General features: G+C 35.6%; 15 protein-coding genes and 2 pseudogenes. 10 read left to right on the plus strand and 7 right to left on the minus strand.

Translation table 11 applies throughout. The annotated features are described in order from the left end of the window. The first annotated feature begins 192 nt into the window (after positions 1 to 192). The gene (locus tag EKM03_RS05100; RefSeq protein ID WP_126455759.1) at positions 193 to 1,593 is read left to right on the plus strand and encodes a hypothetical protein; all 1,401 of its coding nucleotides are present in this window, start codon (positions 193 to 195) and stop codon (positions 1,591 to 1,593) included. Positions 1,594 to 1,826: 233 nt separating this feature from the next. Here EKM03_RS05100 and EKM03_RS05110 read toward each other — a convergent pair. Beyond that, a pseudogene (locus tag EKM03_RS05110) lies at positions 1,827 to 2,485 on the minus strand (transposase); the annotation flags it as partial. Between the two features lie 191 nt (positions 2,486 to 2,676). On the opposite strand from EKM03_RS05110, the gene EKM03_RS05115 reads away from it, so the two are divergent. The 9 genes and pseudogenes from EKM03_RS05115 to EKM03_RS05155 all read left to right on the plus strand — a co-directional run bounded on the left by EKM03_RS05115 (position 2,677) and on the right by EKM03_RS05155 (position 8,340). After that, the gene (locus EKM03_RS05115) at positions 2,677 to 2,868 is read left to right on the plus strand and encodes a hypothetical protein (RefSeq protein WP_199741553.1); all 192 of its coding nucleotides are present in this window, start codon (positions 2,677 to 2,679) and stop codon (positions 2,866 to 2,868) included. Between the two features lie 64 nt (positions 2,869 to 2,932). Continuing rightward, on the plus strand, positions 2,933 to 3,283 hold the full coding sequence (locus EKM03_RS05120) for a hypothetical protein (RefSeq protein ID WP_126739973.1): 351 nt from the start codon (positions 2,933 to 2,935) through the stop codon (positions 3,281 to 3,283). Positions 3,284 to 3,360: 77 nt separating this feature from the next. Beyond that, a complete protein-coding gene (locus EKM03_RS05125; RefSeq protein ID WP_126739974.1) occupies positions 3,361 to 3,810 on the plus strand; it encodes a hypothetical protein in 450 nt (149 codons plus the stop codon). Between the two features lie 46 nt (positions 3,811 to 3,856). Beyond that, the gene (locus tag EKM03_RS05130) at positions 3,857 to 4,192 is read left to right on the plus strand and encodes a hypothetical protein (RefSeq protein ID WP_126739975.1); all 336 of its coding nucleotides are present in this window, start codon (positions 3,857 to 3,859) and stop codon (positions 4,190 to 4,192) included. Positions 4,193 to 4,638: 446 nt separating this feature from the next. Further along, the gene (locus EKM03_RS05135; protein WP_126577069.1) at positions 4,639 to 4,938 is read left to right on the plus strand and encodes a type II toxin-antitoxin system RelE/ParE family toxin; all 300 of its coding nucleotides are present in this window, start codon (positions 4,639 to 4,641) and stop codon (positions 4,936 to 4,938) included. A 3-nt stretch (positions 4,939 to 4,941) separates the two neighbouring features. After that, the gene (locus EKM03_RS05140; protein WP_126563982.1) at positions 4,942 to 5,226 is read left to right on the plus strand and encodes an addiction module antidote protein; all 285 of its coding nucleotides are present in this window, start codon (positions 4,942 to 4,944) and stop codon (positions 5,224 to 5,226) included. Positions 5,227 to 6,077: 851 nt separating this feature from the next. Beyond that, a pseudogene (locus EKM03_RS05145) lies at positions 6,078 to 6,994 on the plus strand (IS1595 family transposase). A 65-nt stretch (positions 6,995 to 7,059) separates the two neighbouring features. After that, a complete protein-coding gene (locus EKM03_RS05150; RefSeq protein ID WP_126460856.1) occupies positions 7,060 to 7,647 on the plus strand; it encodes a hypothetical protein in 588 nt (195 codons plus the stop codon). A gap of 321 nt (positions 7,648 to 7,968) precedes the next feature. After that, a complete protein-coding gene (locus tag EKM03_RS05155; protein ID WP_370273046.1) occupies positions 7,969 to 8,340 on the plus strand; it encodes a group II intron maturase-specific domain-containing protein in 372 nt (123 codons plus the stop codon). Positions 8,341 to 8,495: 155 nt separating this feature from the next. Here the strand turns inward: EKM03_RS05155 and EKM03_RS05160 are convergent, their stop codons facing one another. The 6 genes from EKM03_RS05160 to EKM03_RS05185 form a co-directional block, all read right to left on the minus strand. Beyond that, the gene (locus EKM03_RS05160) at positions 8,496 to 8,801 is read right to left on the minus strand and encodes a helix-turn-helix domain-containing protein (RefSeq protein WP_126462634.1); all 306 of its coding nucleotides are present in this window, start codon (positions 8,799 to 8,801) and stop codon (positions 8,496 to 8,498) included. A gap of 5 nt (positions 8,802 to 8,806) precedes the next feature. Beyond that, entirely contained in the window at positions 8,807 to 9,160 is a 354-nt protein-coding gene (locus EKM03_RS05165) for a type II toxin-antitoxin system RelE/ParE family toxin (protein WP_126462631.1), read from the minus strand. A gap of 273 nt (positions 9,161 to 9,433) precedes the next feature. After that, positions 9,434 to 13,186: a phosphoribosylformylglycinamidine synthase gene (gene purL, locus EKM03_RS05170; RefSeq protein ID WP_126739976.1), complete on the minus strand. Its 3,753-nt coding sequence runs from the start codon at positions 13,184 to 13,186 to the stop codon at positions 9,434 to 9,436. A 91-nt stretch (positions 13,187 to 13,277) separates the two neighbouring features. Further along, a complete protein-coding gene (locus tag EKM03_RS05175) occupies positions 13,278 to 15,113 on the minus strand; it encodes an endonuclease (protein WP_126739977.1) in 1,836 nt (611 codons plus the stop codon). A gap of 398 nt (positions 15,114 to 15,511) precedes the next feature. Further along, positions 15,512 to 17,287, minus strand: coding sequence for an endonuclease (locus EKM03_RS05180; RefSeq protein WP_126739978.1), 1,776 nt, complete (start codon positions 17,285 to 17,287; stop codon positions 15,512 to 15,514). Between the two features lie 151 nt (positions 17,288 to 17,438). Continuing rightward, positions 17,439 to 18,965: a hypothetical protein gene (locus tag EKM03_RS05185; protein ID WP_126739979.1), complete on the minus strand. Its 1,527-nt coding sequence runs from the start codon at positions 18,963 to 18,965 to the stop codon at positions 17,439 to 17,441. Positions 18,966 to 19,041: the final 76 nt, after the last annotated feature.

The raw sequence follows: 19,041 nt of genomic DNA on the forward strand, positions 1-19,041 counted from the left end.
TCCGAAAGATAACGCTGATTTAATCCCAAACCCGCTGTAGTAGCGGAACGTCAAACTGTCTAAAAACCTCCATTTTGAGTTTTTGTTCTCGGACTCCTATCTTTGAAAAATCTCAAATATGGGATTCTCAGAGACTTGTTTTAGGTTTTTAGACAGACTGACGTTACTAGCCATATTAGGACGACAGACACGATGAAACATACACTGACAATATTGACACTTTTATTCAGCTACTTTGCTTTTGGACAAAATAGCCGAAGCGAACTTGCAAACTCTAAAATTTATATAAGAGCGACCTACTTTGACAAAAAAAACGAATATATCGGACTGCAAACAAGAACTGACTTAACTGATACAATTATTGACAACGTAAAGTATCGCAAGTTTCAAACATCGGACTTTACCGACTATTCCAACAAACGAGAAACAAAAACATTCTATGAAACTTTTGCGAATGACGTTTATTCTTTGCTTGACAACAGCGAAAAAGTAGTTCATAAAATCAACTACCAAATTGACAAAGAACAAAAAGCAACAATCTTCGGCAAGCAGACAAATATCTTGCTTGAATTTATTGACACACGAAACAGCTATCCAAAAGACAGTTTAGTTGCGACAAGAAAAACGCCAAGAAAGTATTATCAAAAAGACAATTCAGAAATCTACCTTGTAATTATTCCAGACCTGCAATCGCTTGTTGTTTCGAGTAATGGACAGTTTTATACCAAACAGTTAATGGGCGACAATTACAATGACATTTCAAACGGACTTAAAAACAATTATACAGCCTCGACAAGATTTGACATTCAGAAAGGTGACGAAATCCAATTATTCTATCGCAGGAAATGGTATGATGACACAACCAATGTTGCCGAATATCAAGACAAACAATTCAAAAACTTCAAATATTTAGGAGACACGATTGTAATTGACAAAAAAGCAATGAAGTTCGAAGTTGAGGGTTACAATTATTTAAGTGGCTCATATGACAGTCCTCAAGAACTTTTAGTTACTGTTACAGACAGCGGTTATTATGTAGGTTATCAATTTGTGCCATTTCAAGACTACAAAACAGAATTGAAAATTATTGAAACAGAAAAAGGTAAGGACTTATTTCTACAAGGCGTTACGTTCGACACCTATAACGGAAACACTTACCAAAAAATAGTTCAAGCTAAAAGCGACCCATACAGATATTACATTTTGCCATTCTTTCCAATGCCTTTTGTTGAATTTGGCAACGTTCAAGGAATAATTACCTACACAAAAATTAAAGGAATAGAAAAAGGCAAGAAACTAGAACGGACTTACATCACAAACGAAAACAACATCAGGGACATTGTCAGTAAGAAGAAGAATGAAGTTGAGGTAATTATTTACTTTTTGGACAATACAGAAGTTGAAATAGAAATTCAAGATTTTGAAACAGACAAAGTGGTAGCAAGTATTAAATCAAATGCAAAAAAAGGGCTTAACACTTTTGTCGTTCGTTCCGACAATTTTGAAAAAGGAAAACAATATAGAGTTCAAATTAATTACAAGGGAAAGGACAATTCAGGTAGTTTTTCAAACAGTGTAACGACAAAGTATTGATGACAGAAATAAATACGGCTGGTAACAGTTAAGGTTTCGTTGGGCTTGCAAAGCCAACAATGAAACCTGTGTTGAACGGAACCGATTACAAGTCCGTCCTCTATGGAGTTATCGTTAAGTTTTTAGAGAGATTTTCAACAGGATTTTACATCCTCTTTTTTTTGGGAGTGGTTTCAGCTTGTTTTTTTTCGTGTTTTCCATCACTATTGAGCATAATTGCCCTTACCCATAATTTAGCTTTTACAAGGAATGGTGTTTTGGCTACCGCCAAGATACCGAGCAGGTGGACCACTCTGGTCAAAGACTGCTATCCGGTGTAAATTTCCTGTTTTACAACACGCACACTTGGATAAAAAGGGCTTCTTTTCTACTTTTTCTAATACTTTTACCTTAAGTTTTTCCTGTAAAAGTTTCAGCTTTTGTTGCTTCCAAGTGCTACTCAAAAAACCGTAATGTCGGATCTTGACACCCGAGCCCAAAGGGTGAACTGACGAAGTAAAACGTTTAGGCAAAATATGCAATGAAAATCGGCGAATAAATTCCTGATGAGTTAGTGTCATTTGTTTTTTAACGCCTGCCAAGCGATACTCTTTGTACTCAAAAGCCAAATTTTGCTGGTCAATGCTTTTGATTCGATGGTTGCTAATGACAATTTTACGAGCCCCGTTAGAAACACAAATCCAAAAAAAATAGTAATCAAAAATGTATTGGTGTTTCTAACGGGGTGAATGTATCTCCCCAAATATTCCACCACTGACTTTGGACTTCCAAAAGGCTTCTTAGCAAATACAACCCAAGGCTTGCGCCACAATTCTTTCCGGATTTGTTCGTATTCATTGTAATCTCCTAAAAAAATCATTTTATATTTTGGGACTCTAAAAACAATTTCCAACCCTATTTACGGACTGTTTTATTTTTATAATCATAAAGCGACTATTGCCAGAACGAATTTTAATTGTAGTTTAAATAACATATATTTACTCAATGAGTAACAAAATAGAGTTCGTTTAGAGGTTTTTAGACGAACTGACGTTAGCGGTAATTTTAGAGCGACACCTCAATAACAGTAATAATAAATAAAAAATGAAATTAACAACTATAATTGCACTTCTTTTAATTGGACATCTTGCATTTGGTCAAGACAGGATTCAAAAAATTGACAGTTTACTCAATTCTCTTTATTCAAAAGAGAAAATCAATGGCAATTTTCTGATTGCAGAAAAAACGAAGGTTTTTTCACAGACTGACGTTAGCCGTCAGTTTCGCGCAACATAAAACTGAAAATAATAAATAGTAGATGCGAATAATATAATAAAGTGAAAATTTAACAAGAAACAAAATGGAAAAACATTCAGAAAAAAGAGAAGAATTAAGCTCAAAATTTCAAAGAAATTTTGAGCTTATTGTTGACTTTGTATTATCATATGAATGTTATTGCGACATTTCAGATACTTGGGAAGAAAAAGCATTTAATGATTCAGAAGTTACTCATCGACAATATTATGAAACTATAAAAAAAGTTTCTGATTTGGATTATTCTGAAGAACAATGTGAAGCAATTAAAACTTCTTTTATTCACGAAAATGCTGTAGAAGATTACATTAAAAGTTTAGATTCTCAGTATGTAAATTTAAAACCACTTTGCGAGGAAATAAAAGCAAAGGAAGATAAACTTTTAAATTTATTATAGAATATAATTATTATAAACGATTCTTTAAAACTTTTAAGACAGAACTTTGAAAAATAACTAACTAAATATGAACATAAATGAAACTTATTATTACTTTTTTTGTATTTATTCTCTTTGTAAATTGCAAACATAAAGAAGAAAATGAGAAAATTTTATTTGAACAAAATCAAGAAATTAAAAATAACACTGTAAAAGTGGAAGAAAATATTTTAAAAAATTTCACTTACGAAGATATTGCAAGATTTACTATTGCTTCTGTAATGGGACAACCAATAAAAATTATCAAAGCAACTAAAAATAACGATTTGTATTTCGTTACATATTTAAGAAAATCTGATAAGCAAAAGTTTGAATATAAAGTTAAATTTGACGGTAACGATGTTATTTGGGCTAGTATTGAAGGAAGATGGAGAAATTCAAAATATGACGAAAAAATAAGTTTTGAGGAAAATGGTGAAAAGCTAAAAATAATTACGACTTTTAGTGATATGTCGCAAGATATTCAAGAATATAAAAAAGGTGAATAGAAAGCTAAACTTATCAAAAACAAATTAACAAATAAAAAAAAGCCAAATGAGAAAATTGTTTTTTTTAACGTTAGTATCTTTTACACTAACTTTCTGCAAAAACAATACCGATATCGAAACTGAACAAAACGTGCCCGAAACTTCTGTAATGTCGAAATCGGAATCCGACCAAAAGTTAATCGAAGTTTGCGAAAATATGGATGGAATTGTCGATGCTCATATAAAGGATGATATATTAACTGTTAAAGCTAACATTTCTAAAAATGAAGCACAGAAATTAAGTGATGGAATGTTGAGCGAAATCACAAAATATAATAACGATATTAAAACAGTTATGGTTGTCGATTTAGAATATCAAATATTAGGATATTCAGGGAAATAAAAAACCGAACGGCTAACAGCTAGGGATTCGTTGCGTGCGTAGCGCGAACAATGAATTATAATCACCGAATACCAACAAAAATAAATTCAATGAGGTAAACCCGGGTTGAACGGAACCGATTGTACGTCCGTTAACACTATGGAGTTGCCGGAAAGTTTTTAGAGAGAATACGAAGAGGATTTAGTGTCCTCTTTTTTTGTAGAGTTATTTGCCTTTTTTAATTCTTTACATTCATTAACCACATGTAAGTTTCATCTCTTAAAGAATTTTAATTGTAGTTTAAATAACACATATTTACTCAATGACTAATAAAATAGAGTTCGTTTAGAGGTTTTTAGACGAACTGACGTTAGGCGTCATTTTGCCTAGACAGAACGTTCAAAACTGAATTTGCAAGATTAAATTATTTTTTATAATTTTGTATCCAAACGAATACAACTTAAAGGATGTACTTTCTTGAAAAGACGACGGAATTTGACAAATGGTTTAATAAACTGAATGACTTTAGAGCAAAAGCAAAAATTTTGTTCCGACTTCAAAAGTTAGAAAAGGACGAACACTTTGGAGATTGCGAACCTGTTGGAGATGGAATTAGAGAACTGAAAATTAACTACGCAAAAGGTTACAGAGTTTATTTCAAAGAAATTGATGGGAAAGTTATTATTTTACTTATTGGAGGAGATAAATCTACTCAACAAAAAGACATTGAAAAAGCAAAAGAAATTTGGAAAAAATTAAAAAAATAAAAAATGGAAACGTCAGAATTTGATATTGCAGATTATTTGGACAGCAACGAAATGATTGCTGAATATCTAAATACAGTTTTGGAAGAAGGCAATGATGCTGAAATTGTTACCGCAATTGGACATATTGCAAAAGCAATTGGTATGACCAAAATTGCAGAAGAAACTGGAATGAGCAGACCAAGTTTGTATAAAGCATTGTCGAAAGGGTCCAAACCACGATTTTCAACGATAATGAAAGTTTTGAAGGCAGTTGGAGGACAAATACATATAAATCCATTAACCGCATAAAAAAAACGAACGCCTAACAGCTAGGGATTCGTTGCGTGCGTAGCGCGAACAATGAATTATAATCACTGAATACCAACAAAAATAAATTCAATGAGGTAAACCCGGGTTGAACGAACCGATTGTACGTCCGTCAACACTATGGAGTTATCGTAAAGATTTTAGAGAGAATTATAAGAGGCAAGCGAGCCTCTTTTTTTGTAGCGTGGTTTCAACTTGGTTTTTCTCGTGCTTTCCATCACTATTGAGCATAATTGCCCTTACCCATAATTTAGCTTTTATAGGAATTTGAACTTTGGCTGGGTATTCCGGGGCAAACTGAACACCCTATTCCGGTTTAAACTGTACAGGAGAACTGATGTTATGGGCTATGGCTGCTCGCTATCGCTCGGGTGGCAAATCCGAAAATAGAAATGAATTTAGTCCCAAACCCGCTGTAGTCCCAGAACGTTAGTGGCTATGGCACTACCCCACAATAAAAATAATATGATTTTCTAATTTTCCCAAAGGCACGAGCCATATTGTGAGCACAGTTTATAAAACTGCGCTAACTGTTGTGGTATATCGGAGCGATCGGGTATAAAACCCTAGATGTTTAAAAGTAGAATTTACTGATGTTGTAAGTAAAATCAATTTGGGATAAGGGAATTTATTTTTAAAAACCATTAAAATGCAGATTTGACTTATATTTTATTAAAGACATGAATAAATCTTTTCATTTTAAAAGATATCAAGATTAGTTGCGACTTTTGGGAATTAGTTCACCCACAACAATAATCAAATAAAATAACATGACTATCCTTTACTTGTACAAATGCTAAAAAAAGCTTATATTTGAGTCATCAACCCATTAAATTCAAATTAAGAACCTGCCTGAATTTTTCGAAAAATACCCTGATTAAGCCACATGTGATAAGGGATTCAAAGCTAAACGACTTGAAATGGGAATTGTATGTAAAAAGTGTAAACACAGCGAACATTACTTTCGTAAGACAGATTTGAAATTTCAATGTAAAAAATGCGGTAGTCGTGTCAGTCTTCGTTCAGGTACTGTTATGGAGAATACTAATTTGCCTTTTCAATATTGGATGATCTGTATTGAACTCATGACGCTGTCAAAAAAGAGTTTTTCGGCATTAGAAATGCAACGTATGTAGGGTCACAAACGGTATGAACACATTTGGTTTATGATGCATAAGATAGTATGCGTGACGAAAAATATCAATTAAAAGGCTGTGTTGAATTTGATGAAAAATTGTTTTAAATAATTGACATAAAAGATGTTATCAATTAAAATAAAAATAAAACAGTCAAGAATCTACTCCTAATAAGCGAGATCGTGGAAGTGAAAGACAAGGAAAGGTATTGGTAATAGTTGAATCGAAACCCAGTATCTCTGCACCAAAAAAGGGTAAACCAAACAGAAAAGTTGGTTGTCTAAAAAGGGTAGTTATGGAAGATTTGAAATCTGCAAACAAAACAGCATCTGTGTTAAGCGATGGTTACACCAGGGTATGCTAAACTCAAAGAAGTGATAACAAATCATTATGTTGTAGTAGAGCCAGACAAGAAAAAGGCGGCAAAGATATTTCCTTGTGTAAATAGAACAATCAGTAATACCAAAAAAGTACTTTTAGATATTCATCATAATTGTGTAAACAAGTAATACGTACATAATTATCTTGATGAGTTCTGCTACAAATTTAACAGACGGTATTTTGGAAACAAACTATTGGATAGACTCATGATTAATGCTTTAGAAACAACTTAGTATTAGTTACTGATAGTCATATGTAATAATATAGTATTGTATAACTTTATCAGCACTAATGAATCATGATAAAATTAATAACAATTGTAGTTGCTTTATTTGTTACTAAATTAACTGCACAAGATAATTATCTAGCCTTTTCGGTTGCGTTTGACGTTAGGAATACAATTATGGGAAGTGAACCAACAAATAATGAATCAGCTAAAGACTTTTTAGTGCAATTTTCAATGGTTAGCAAAGATGTAGAAGTCAACATAGGGTATGAAACGTTTCCAAGATTAGATTTTTCTAAGTATACGATTGGAGTGGGATATCACACCCATTTCTATGTAAATTTATTTAGAAGAGTTATTCACACTGTTTTTATACCTAGTATAGAACCTACATTAATAAACAGAAATGGTGATTGGGGAGGAGGAATTGGGTATAATCAAGAGTCTTCTCATTTATCGTTAGGGTTGAATTTAGGGCTTAGGTGGGATTTATCAGATGATATAGCTGTAGAATATTTATTTAATGCCTTACCCAGAAACGACTTGAAGGCTATGTATGGAAATACAATGGATATTACAAATGGAAAGGCGTCTGTTAGCGGTGTTCCAATTATAGGCAGTAATTTTATTAAAGTTGTTTATAAAATAAATCACTACTAACGGACTAAATAAATTCAAGACAAAGGGCTACTTTTAACAGTAAGTACTTAAAATAAATAGGCTTGTCCGTTTAATTACCTATAGTTCATTCCATCGATGATTAACTCCAAGCAATGATTAGTCTTTTCATTGTTTTATCTTAAAAATATCTTCGATTGAATTTATAACCAGACCGCGAGTGTTTGCAGAGAATCGTTGGAATAATTTTGCAAACAGTGCCAATTCCAATTTGCCACAAAAATAAGTCTAATAAAACCACTTCTATTTCGCACTCTAAATGGGCATAATTTCTTGCTGAATCATTCTCTTTGTGGGCACGGATTGCAAATCGCTATCGTTGTCCGAAAAATCAACGACCCGAGCCTGAAAGGCGAACTGGCGAAGCAAATCCAACGAGGATGGTTAAACTATTTTCGAGGAACGAGTATTCGAGGAAAGTTACGAGATATTGATGGATGGTTGCACAATAGACTGCGCTACTGCATTTGGACGGACTGGAAAAAGCCCAAGCGCAAAAGGAAAAACCTGATGCGACTAGGGATTGACAAAGACCACGCTTATGCTTGGAGCAGAACCAGAAATGCTCCGCATTCACGAATACCAAAAATACAATACCAAAGCGTGAGTAAAAGGAGGATGGCGTATTGCCCAGAGTCCGATTCTAACCACTACAATTACCCTACTGCGACTTAAGAAGAAAGGCTATCAATCAATGTTGGAGATTTACATGGAACTCAACCCATCACTTTGCGAACCGCCGTATACGAGACCCGAACGTACGGTGGTGTGAGAGGCGCACTCCGTCAGTTTCTGGCGGAGCCGTCTACTCGATTGGCGGGGTAGTACCTTTATTCGGTTAAACTTAACTTTAAGTGTCCACCTAAACCTAGTCTAATTATTCTCATTAATGTAGAAAGTCTTATATCGCTGGTGTTATTTTCAATTTTAGATATATACGATTTTGTTGTTCCACATTTTAATGCCAGTTGTTCTTGTGTCATTCCACGTTCTTTTCGCATTTCTTGTAACATAACACCAAGTTCGAAGGTCTCGTATTCTTCTTCGTATTTTTCACGGGTTTCGGTTCCTGTTTTCCCGTATTGAGCATCTAAGTGTTCGGCAAATGTTGTAATTTTTTTATTTTCAGTTTTCATAATCGTTACTTTTTATATTTATTTTCTAAATATTCTGCTTTTAGTTTTTCAGCTATTTTGATTTCTGATTTCGGGGTCTTTTGTGTTTTCTTCTGAAATCCATTTACTAAAACAACAATCTTTCCTTTGTCAAAAAAACTAAAAACTCTAAAAATATCTGAACCGACTTCAACACGAACTTCAAATATTCCGTCTGCACCAGTCAAATGTTTGAAAAACTTTTCGGGGATTCTTTGTTGAGTTGAAATTAACTGTAAAGTCCAGTTAAATTTTTTCTTAACGTCTTCTTTTTGAGCGTTAAAAAAATTAAGATAATAGTCTTCGTAATAAACAACTTCTCTTATAAATTTCTGACTCATTGGGCAAAGTTAGTCAATTAGATAACTTTAGCAAAGTTTTTGACTGGTAATTTTCAACTTTGCAGTTCTTTGGTATTCCCGCCAACTAGTCAATAGGCGATACAAACCTTCTCACATACACTTAAAATTGACTAGATTAGCGAAGGTTTGTTTCACTTTGTCTATTTTCAAATATATTTAAATTTTCTTACAAATCATCAAAATGGCTTTTAAATTCTTTTCCATAAAAAAAGCGCTCCTTTTCAGGAACGCTTTAAGAAAGTATAGAATAAATTATTTTTTATCAACCCATTTTCTGGCATTGACAAAAGCTTCATGCCAAGGCGAAACTTCATCGTCTCTATCTTTTGGATAATGTGCCCAGTTCCATTGAAATGTAGAGCGCTCTATGTGTGGCATCATTACTAAATGTCGTCCTGTTTTGTCGCAAAGCATGGCCGTATTGTAATCCGATCCGTTTGGATTAGCAGGATAACCTTCATAGGCATATTTAGAAACAATAGTATAATTTTCTTCCCCCATTGGCAAGTTGAATTTTCCTTCGCCATGCGAAACCCAAACTCCAAGCGTACTTCCTGCTAATGAAGAAAGCATCACTGAATTGTTTTCCTGTATAGTCACTGATGTAAAAATACTTTCGTGTTTGTTGCTTTCGTTATGCAGCATTTTTCCGTGTACGTCATGCTCCGGATTAATTACTTCCAATTCCATGAACAATTGACAACCATTACAGATTCCAACAGACAAGGTGTCGTCTCTCTTAAAGAAATTGTCTAAAGCGGTTTTTGCTTTTTCATTGTATAAAAATGCTCCCGCCCAACCTTTGGCAGAACCCAATACATCTGAATTCGAGAATCCACCAACCGCGCCAATGAACTGAATGTCTTCCAAGGTTTCACGACCTGAAATTAAATCGGTCATGTGAACATCTTTTACATCAAAACCGGCTAAGTACATGGCATTTGCCATTTCACGCTCCGAATTACTTCCTTTTTCACGGATAATAGCTGCTTTAGGACGCGGTTTAGAAGCATCAATTACAGGTTTTTTTCCTGTAAAATGTGTTGGAAAAGTATACTGTAACGCTTGATTTTTATAATTATCAAAACGTGCTTGAGCCATTCCGTTCTCCGATTGTTTTTGGTCTAATAAAAAAGAAGTTTTGAACCAAATATCTCTGTATTTAGCGATGTCGAAAGTCAAAATTTCAGGAGAAGAACTGATTATTTCCAGTTTGGCTCCCTCTCCTTCGGGGAGGGCTGGGGAGGGGATTCCCAATTTATAGAAAGAAACGGTATTAGCATTCAATTTAGATTCTACTTCAGCATCCGATTTTGCTTGGAAAACAATTCCGATATTTTCAGCAAAAAGATATTTGATGATGTCTTTTTCTTCGAATCCCGAAGCTTCGGGAGAGAAATCTATTTTAGCTCCCAAATTCACATCGGCAAAACACATTTCCAATAAAGTAGTAATCAAACCACCACTCCCAATATCGTGTCCTGCAAGAATATTGTTTTCTAAAATTAATTCTTGAATGGTATTGAACGCTCTTTTGAAAAATGCAGCGTCTTTAATCGTTGGTACTTCTTGTCCAATAGTGTTCAACGTTTGTGCAAACGAAGAACCGCCTAATTTGAAATCATCTTGAGATAAATTAATGTAATAAATAGAACCGCCATCTCTTTGTAAAACAGGCTCTACTACTTTTCTAATATCGGTACAATTTCCACCTGCTGAAATAATCACCGTTCCCGGCGCAATTACTTCTTCATTTGGGTATTTTTGTTTCATGGAAAGAGAATCTTTTCCGGTTGGAATGTTGATTCCCAATTCGATTGCAAAATCCGAACAGGCTTGAACAGCTGCGTATAAACGGGCGTCTTCGCCTTCGTTTTTACACGCCCACATCCAGTTTGCCGAAAGTGAAATTCCCTTTAATCCGTCTTTTATTGGTGCCCAAACAATGTTTGATAAAGATTCAGCAATGGCAGTTCTTGTTCCTGCCACCGGATCAATTAATGAAGCAATAGGCGAGTGCCCAATCGAAGTGGCAACTCCTTCTATTCCTTGATAATCCAAGGCCATTACGCCACAATTATTCAAAGGCAATTGCAAGGGTCCGGCATTTTGTTGTTTGGCAACTTTACCACCCACACAACGGTCTACTTTATTGGTCAACCAGTCTTTACAAGCTACAGCCTCCAATTGAAGTACCTGCTCTAAATAGGTTGAAATGTTTTTCTTGTCGTAACTTAAATCAGTATAATTTCTTTCAATTGTTTTGTCTGTCATAACCACTTTTGGAGAACTTCCAAAAAAGTCTTCTAAAGCGAAATCCATTGGTTTAGCTCCTGTTGATTTTGATTGAAAAGTAAAACGGTGATCTCCGGTTACGTCTCCCACTTGGTACATTGGAGAACGTTCTCGATCCGCAATTTTTTGCAATAAATCGATGTTTTCCTTTGCAATAACCAATCCCATTCTTTCCTGAGATTCGTTACCAATGATTTCTTTTGCGGAAAGGGTAGGATCTCCCACAGGCAATTTGTCTAAATCAATTAATCCGCCAGTTTCTTCCACTAATTCCGAAAGACAGTTTAAATGTCCGCCAGCACCGTGATCGTGAATCGAAACAATTGGATTAATATCGCTTTCTACCAAACCACGAATGGCATTGGCAGCACGTTTTTGCATTTCTGGGTTCGAACGTTGGATGGCGTTCAACTCAATTCCTGAACTGAAAGCTCCGGTATCTGTTGAAGAAACTGCTGCTCCACCCATTCCAATTCTATAATTTTCACCACCAAGGATAACAATTTTATCGCCTGTTTGTGGTTTTTTCTTAATCGCTTGATCTAATTTTCCGTACCCAATTCCGCCCGCTTGCATAATTACTTTGTCGTACCCTAATTTTCGACCTGTCACACTGAGCGTATCGAAGTGCTCGTGTTCGAAAGTCAGGATAGAACCTGTAATTAACGGTTGTCCAAATTTATTCCCAAAATCAGAAGCTCCGTTGGACGCTTTGATCAAAATATCCATTGGCGTTTGATACAACCATTTTCTTTCGGTCATACCATTTTCCCATGGTCTGCTACCCTGAGCGGAGTCGAATGGGGCTTCTAAACGAGAGTAGGAAGTCATGTAAACTGCAGTTCCTGCCATTGGCAAAGAACCTTGTCCACCTGCTAAACGGTCCCGGATTTCTCCACCAGAACCAGTTGCAGCTCCGTTGAAAGGCTCTACCGTTGTTGGAAAATTATGTGTTTCTGCTTTTAATGAAATAACCGAATCAAATTCTTTTACTTCATAAAAATCAGGTTTATCAGCGCTTTTTGGAGCAAATTGTTGTACCCTAGGCCCTTTTACAAAAGCAACGTTATCTTTGTAAGCCGAGACAATATCGTTCGGATTTTCTTGGGATGTTTTCTTGATTAATTTGAATAAAGAAGATTCTTTTTCTTCCCCGTCAATGATGAATTTTCCATTGAAAATCTTGTGACGACAGTGTTCTGAATTGGCTTGTGAAAAACCAAAAATCTCAGAATCTGTTAGTTTTCGCCCTAATTTAAGCGCTAGATTATCTAAATATGCTACTTCTTCCGGACTCAAAGACAATCCTTCTTGTTTGTTGTAAGCAGCAATATCATCGATGTCCAAAATAGCTTCCGGAAGTACATTGATAGTAAAAATATCTTGATTCAACTCGGTGTACTTTTGCGAAAGCATCGGATCAAAATCAGAAAAATCAGCGGCCGCTTTATGAAATTCCTCGATTCTAATGATGCCGGATATTCCCATGTTTTGGGTGATTTCTACAGCATTAGTACTCCAAGGGGTTATCATTGTGGCGCGAGGACCAACAAAAAAATCCGTCAGTACGGATTTTTCTATTTTATTTGAATTGGCAAAAAGCCAGTTGAGTCTTGAAATGTCTTGAGCTGACATTTCGACTTCGCTCAATGCGTTTTGCGTATGTACGGCATAAACAGTCTTGCTTTGGTTTTCAAAGAAATGGATCATTGTTATGTAGTTTGTTGTATTGCGGTGCAAATTTAGTCAATTAAGATTAAATTTGGAGTAAAAAAAAAGCGGCAATTTGCCGCTTTGTTAATTAGTTGATTATTAATTTCTTGAGGACTGAATTGGAATCAATAGTCACTCGAACCAAGTACGTTCCTTTTACACTATTTGGCAGCGTAATTTCTGATTTGGTGCTGTTTTCGTCGCTGTAAATTTTCTGACCAATTATAGAATAAATTTCGATAGCATACCTTTTATTCGAATTATTGATAGAGAAAGTTCCATTGGATGGATTTGGATAGAGGGCAATATCATTTATATCTAAAGCCACACTGGTTTTTGGTGTTTTTTCAATCGTACGACTTCCTAAATTGTTACACGTATCTGATGTAAAGGAATCCCATTGGGTTGTTTTATTAAAAGTAGTTGTTGGTGCCGTAACGGTTGATTTTCTTCTCAGGGTTTGATCCGCCGCAAAGTTTGCAGTTCCACCGTTAAAAGTTCCAATGATATCAATTAAGACGCCATTTTTGAATAAACCTACAGCATCATTCCCATTAAAAGTCATTTCAGTTGCTGATGTAGAAAGGTTTGCTGAGCTTGTAGGATAACAACTAGACGCCATTAAACTATTTACGATTGTGAATTTACTGCCGGTATTCAAAGTCCCTGTTAGGGCTAATCCTGTACTCCAGGCACCGGAACCATTCGTTTGTTTTTTTATGCTATAAATCGATAAGCTGATCGCGGCGCCAGTTGCGTTCGAAATTTCCAAAGCTTTATTGTTTGAAGAGCCTTCAATATATTCTGAAAATAATAAATCTGTTGCAGTTGAACCACTTGCTGCAGCAGTTGTCACATTCACCGTGTTACTTGGGCCAGAGATATTTCCTGCAGCATCTTTAGCTTTTACAAAGAAAGAGTAGGCAGTAGAAGCGGTTAGCCCAGTGATAGTGGTTGTTGTTCCGGTTGTGGTTGTTTTTAAAGCACTGTTCATATACACATTATAGCCAGTTACTCCACTATTATCAGAGGAAGCCGTCCAGTTTAATGAAACGGAATTTGATGTTGTTCCGCTAGCAACTAAATTCGTTGGAGTAGTTGGGGCTTGTGCATCAGCGCTTGGGTTCCAAATTGCCTGTACATACTCAGGATGATCAATATAAGGATTCCTATTGTTTTGAGAATTATAAATGGCATTGTTGCGATCAATTTCTCTAGTGCTGACAGGATCTTGGTTGTGCCAAGTAATCAATACGTTTAAAAAAGCGGTCGTGAACACTTGATTACTCGATCCATTGAACATTGCATAGGAATAACCAGCAACTGTATTTTCATAACGGGTGGCAAAATAAAAATACATTCGGGCAATATCGCCTTTGAATTCATTGATAGGTTCAAAAATAGGTCCTGAATAACCAGAAGTTGTACTCGTTCCAAGTTTACTTCCGTTTAAGGAAGTCCAAGATGCTGAAGTCACCGGTCCGTGCGGATAATTAGAACGCTGACCGTTTACTTTTCCGTCTGTGGGTGTGATGAAATGGGCATCTGAAACCATTGGGGCTGCAGAACCAAAAGTAGATTGCGGAATGATGTGTTCTCTATTGTAACAATCTCCTTCTACACTATAAGTGCCACATCTTTGGGTTGTTCCGGCGGAGTAGTTATAAGGGTCTGTTCCGGCAGGATTTTCAGAATACATGTCTAAAATTGTGGCGTCATTTTCAAAGTAATAATCCCTATCCGAGGTTTGATATATGGTGTATAAACCGCCATATCCGTTATCCGTATGCCCTTTGATGACGTTGTATAATTGTGTTTTGAGTGTGTAGCCAGTTCCTGTGGTGGTGTTGTAATAACCACTTGGTATTTGGGCTATCGTTGCTGTGACGAACAGTAATAATAATGCAGAGTAGATTTTTTTCATATGTAGATAATATTTGTTTTTTATAGGAATATGGTATCGCCAGATCTTCATTGGTGTTTGAGACAGCTTCTGTCATGGCGATTTCATAATTTAAATTTGTTTTGGTTATTGGGGTTAGTCTCAGGCTTCCAAATGGGAAAATACTGAAGACTCACAAATTTATAACATTTTGGATGGTATATGTTATGAAATTATGAAGGTATTTGCATTTTTATTAACATAATTAGTAACATTTGAAGTACAACAGGTTGCATTTTTTTTAGAAAAATAAACAGGAAACCTGTAGCGCTAAGTTGTAAAGGAGCTAAAAATTTTCTTTTTATGTATAAAACAAGTCTAAAATAAAACAAAAAAAGCGGCAATAAATGCCGCTTTAAAAGAAATGGTTCGTGCTTAAATTAGTTTACAATTAGTTTTTTAGTAACTGATTTAGAATCGTTGGTTATTTTAATTAAATAAACTCCTTTTTGAAGATTGTTAACCGCTGCAGAAGAACTGTTGGTATACTCTTTTTCAAAAACTTTTTGTCCTAATACTGAAAATACTTGAACCGAGTATTTTTCATTTGAATTTTTGAAATTTATTTTGATATTTCCATTGGATGGATTGGGATAAATTTCAAAACTTTTTGTTTCTAATTGATCAACACCAAGTGAAGCGGCACAAGTCCAAGAAAGATCATCAAATCGAACACGATTTGATGCTGTGCTGTTTCCAGAAAGGGTAATAATCACATTCCCAGTTACATTGATGTTTGGTATTGTCGTCGTCGTTGACGTACTGCTGTAAGGGATAGTGCCAACTTCTGTTCCATTGACATTCAGTTTAAAAGATCCTGCAGATCCAGAAAAAATAAGCTGGGTGGTAACTGTCAAATCCTTGATACCATTAGCAACAGATGAAGAGGTAAGAGCGCCATTTCGTATTGTTATTGCTCTTGAATTTAATGTTTGGTCGGTACGAGAATCAGTAGAGGTCCATGTTATTCCTGCGTTAGTCCACGTTTGTGTAGCATAAGAACTTGCATTTGCAGGAATAGTTTGAAAATCTTCAGAGGCACAAAAAGTGGTACCGGCAGCTGGTGCTTTAGTGGTTCCATTTACTGATGTACTGGCAACCGAAGAATTTCTTTCAGCATCTCTGGTTATAATATAAAAGGAATAAGTGGTAGATGCAACTAAACCGTTTACTGTAGCAGTTAACCCTGTTTCGGTAGATTTTAATGTACCGTTTACATACACATCATAACCGGTAACACCAACATTATCTGTAGCTGCTGTCCATGTTAAAGTAGCCGAGTTTGAAGTTGTTTCGGTTACTATTAAGTTTGTAACAGCAGAGGGAGCTTCAATATCAACCGCTTCAGTTTTCCAAATAGCCGTTACATAGTTAGGATTGTCAATGTAAGGATTTCTATTGTTCTGGCGCGCATAAATAGCGTTGTTACGGGCAATTTCTCTGGCACTTACCGGATCTTGATTGTGCCAAGCCAGCAGTTGATTTAAAAATGCGGTGGTAAATACTTTACTAGTTGAATTATTGAACATTGGGTAATTGTATCCGGCAACTGTATTTTCATAACGAGTGGCAAAATAGAAATACATACGGGCAATATCCCCTTTGAATTCATCTATTGGTTCAAAAACAGGACCTGTATAACCTGCTGTTGTACTGGCTCCAAGTTTACTTCCGTTAAGGGTAGTTTGAGTAGCGGTTGCTACTACAGAATGCGGGTAATTAGATCGGATTCCATTTACTTCTCCGTCAGTAGGCGTTATGAAATGCGCATCAGAAACCATTGGTAAGGCTTCGCTGAATATAGATTGCGGTATAATGTGTTCTCGATTGTAACAATCTCCTTCTTTTGCGTAACCACTGCTTCCGCATCGTTGCGTAGTTGCAATAGTGTACGTATATGGATCAGCTCCGGCAGGATTTTCAGAGTACATATCTAAAACTGTTCCGTCCTTTTCAAAGAAATTATCAATATCGGAAGTTTCATAAGTAACATATAAGCCTGCATACGTTTGTACTGTATGGTCTTTGATGATGTTGTATAATTGAGTTTTCAACGTGTAGCCCGTTCCTGTGGCATTGGTATAATATCCTGCTGGCGCTTGCGCAAAACCTGCCGTGAAAAGAAATAAAAAGAGAAGTGAGTAGATTTGTTTCATAGTCTGATAATAGATTAAATTGGTTTTAAAATAGATTGGATTTTTGAGTAAAATTTTTGATAAAACTACTCTTTAAATCGGTGTATCAGGTTACTAAATAGTTAATTATAGGAGGCGTTTTGTCTTAGTTTGTGTTGTCATTCAAAGTTGTTTATTTTGGGAATACTTTGTTTTGATATGCGCCTAAATCGGGGGGTAAACTTCTGGTGTTTCCTGTAATATCTAACGGAATCAGGTATGCCGAATTCCCTTTTGCGAAAGCAGCCGAAGTTTCGTTAATATTAAATTTGTTCTGTGTTATATTAAAGAATTTTGGATCCTTGTTCAAAAGTATCGCATTGTAATGTGCCGTATCCGTACTGAATTGATAATCAGGATTCGTTGCAAATTGATTCGATGTGTTATCAAATTTAATCAGGCAATTATTAAATTGGTATTCAAAAGTGGCTCCCGTTTTCTTGTTTAAACTCATTTCGTTTGAATAGGAACCGTAAATAATGCAGTTGTTAAAAGTAGCTGCGGTTAAATCTTTAACTTCCGGAATTGCTCCCAAAATATAATTATTTATCAAAACCGCCACTTGTTGGGAACTGTTCCAGTTGTTATTGAAGGTTGAATGTGTAAAGGAATAATTTCCGCCATACGTACAGGCTAAACTGGCTAATCCGGCATTATTGATGACTATATTTTCTCCATTTATTTTTGCGGTCTGCGCCAAAATTCCAAAGGTACTGCTGTTGTAAATTTGAGTGTTTTTGATAGAAACTGTACTGCCATCATTATTTTGAATCAATAATCCGATAGTGGCATTTTTAATCGTCAGGTGATTCAATGTGTTATTCGTACTGCCATCAGTAAGCCAAATGGTTCCCCATTGTCCCGGAACATCCGAAAAATTAGTTTCTAAACGGTCGCCTTCAAAAATGACTTCGTTTTCCAGTTTATCCGTTATAGATACTGTTCCATTAATATTGATGGAGGCATCATTGGTTACTATAAGCCCAGAATTAGCATGGAAATGAACTCGGGTTCCCGCCTCAAAAGTGGCTGTTTTATTTGAAGGAACTGCTGCATATCCATAAATTACATAGGGTTTGTCATTGGTAAACTGTAATTCATTTCCATTTACAGGATCGTTTTCATCCAGATAAAAGCCATCTATTTTTTGGTCTCCAATAGGTAGTGTTTCAGTAGTTCCATTAGTAAAACGCTTTGGATAAAGAAAAACAGCGTCTTGAATGAGCGTTACCAGTTCTACATTTTGCCGGTTTTCGCCACTGTCAAACTGAATTTGATCGGTGTATAAAAAATCGTTTGGGTTAGCATCAGTACTATTTGCAGTGGTTTCTATGAAAATATACAAACTGTCTTTGGCTAAAAGAGCCACATTAGTAAAAATTTTACCTTCCGTTCCCTGCATTCCGTCAACGGTCATTCGGTATTTAGAACTTAATCCTTTTCCTAATTTAATGGTTGGAATGGTAATGTCATTTTTGCTTTTGTTGAATACTTTGAGTCGGTACGTGCTGGAACCAATGTTTGAGAAAACAGTGTCGAGATAAATTGTATCCTTAGAAAATGTTAAATCACCGGTGCTGGCTACGGTCTCAAAATCAGATCGGCAGGAACAAATGGAGAATACTATTCCAATAAAAAGCAGGACTATTTTGGCACGCATCTAGTTGTATTTTTTGTAAAAATAGGAAAAATCTATTTCGAAATCAGAATAACAATTGCAATTACTGTTTTGTGAC

Source organism: Flavobacterium sp. GSP6 (assembly GCF_003984855.1).
GTDB lineage: Bacteria > Bacteroidota > Bacteroidia > Flavobacteriales > Flavobacteriaceae > Flavobacterium.

Coding starts and splice junctions, on each gene's coding strand:
- EKM03_RS05115 (WP_199741553.1), top strand. CDS start 2,677: ATGAAATTAACAACTATAATTGCACTTCTTTTAATTGGACATCTTGCA.
- EKM03_RS05185 (WP_126739979.1), bottom strand. CDS start 18,965: ATGCGTGCCAAAATAGTCCTGCTTTTTATTGGAATAGTATTCTCCATT.
- EKM03_RS05125 (WP_126739974.1), top strand. CDS start 3,361: ATGAAACTTATTATTACTTTTTTTGTATTTATTCTCTTTGTAAATTGC.
- EKM03_RS05150 (WP_126460856.1), top strand. CDS start 7,060: ATGATAAAATTAATAACAATTGTAGTTGCTTTATTTGTTACTAAATTA.
- purL (WP_126739976.1), bottom strand. CDS start 13,186: ATGATCCATTTCTTTGAAAACCAAAGCAAGACTGTTTATGCCGTACAT.
- EKM03_RS05100 (WP_126455759.1), top strand. CDS start 193: ATGAAACATACACTGACAATATTGACACTTTTATTCAGCTACTTTGCT.
- EKM03_RS05130 (WP_126739975.1), top strand. CDS start 3,857: ATGAGAAAATTGTTTTTTTTAACGTTAGTATCTTTTACACTAACTTTC.
- EKM03_RS05165 (WP_126462631.1), bottom strand. CDS start 9,160: ATGAGTCAGAAATTTATAAGAGAAGTTGTTTATTACGAAGACTATTAT.
- EKM03_RS05180 (WP_126739978.1), bottom strand. CDS start 17,287: ATGAAACAAATCTACTCACTTCTCTTTTTATTTCTTTTCACGGCAGGT.
- EKM03_RS05120 (WP_126739973.1), top strand. CDS start 2,933: ATGGAAAAACATTCAGAAAAAAGAGAAGAATTAAGCTCAAAATTTCAA.
- EKM03_RS05140 (WP_126563982.1), top strand. CDS start 4,942: ATGGAAACGTCAGAATTTGATATTGCAGATTATTTGGACAGCAACGAA.
- EKM03_RS05175 (WP_126739977.1), bottom strand. CDS start 15,113: ATGAAAAAAATCTACTCTGCATTATTATTACTGTTCGTCACAGCAACG.
- EKM03_RS05135 (WP_126577069.1), top strand. CDS start 4,639: ATGTACTTTCTTGAAAAGACGACGGAATTTGACAAATGGTTTAATAAA.
- EKM03_RS05160 (WP_126462634.1), bottom strand. CDS start 8,801: ATGAAAACTGAAAATAAAAAAATTACAACATTTGCCGAACACTTAGAT.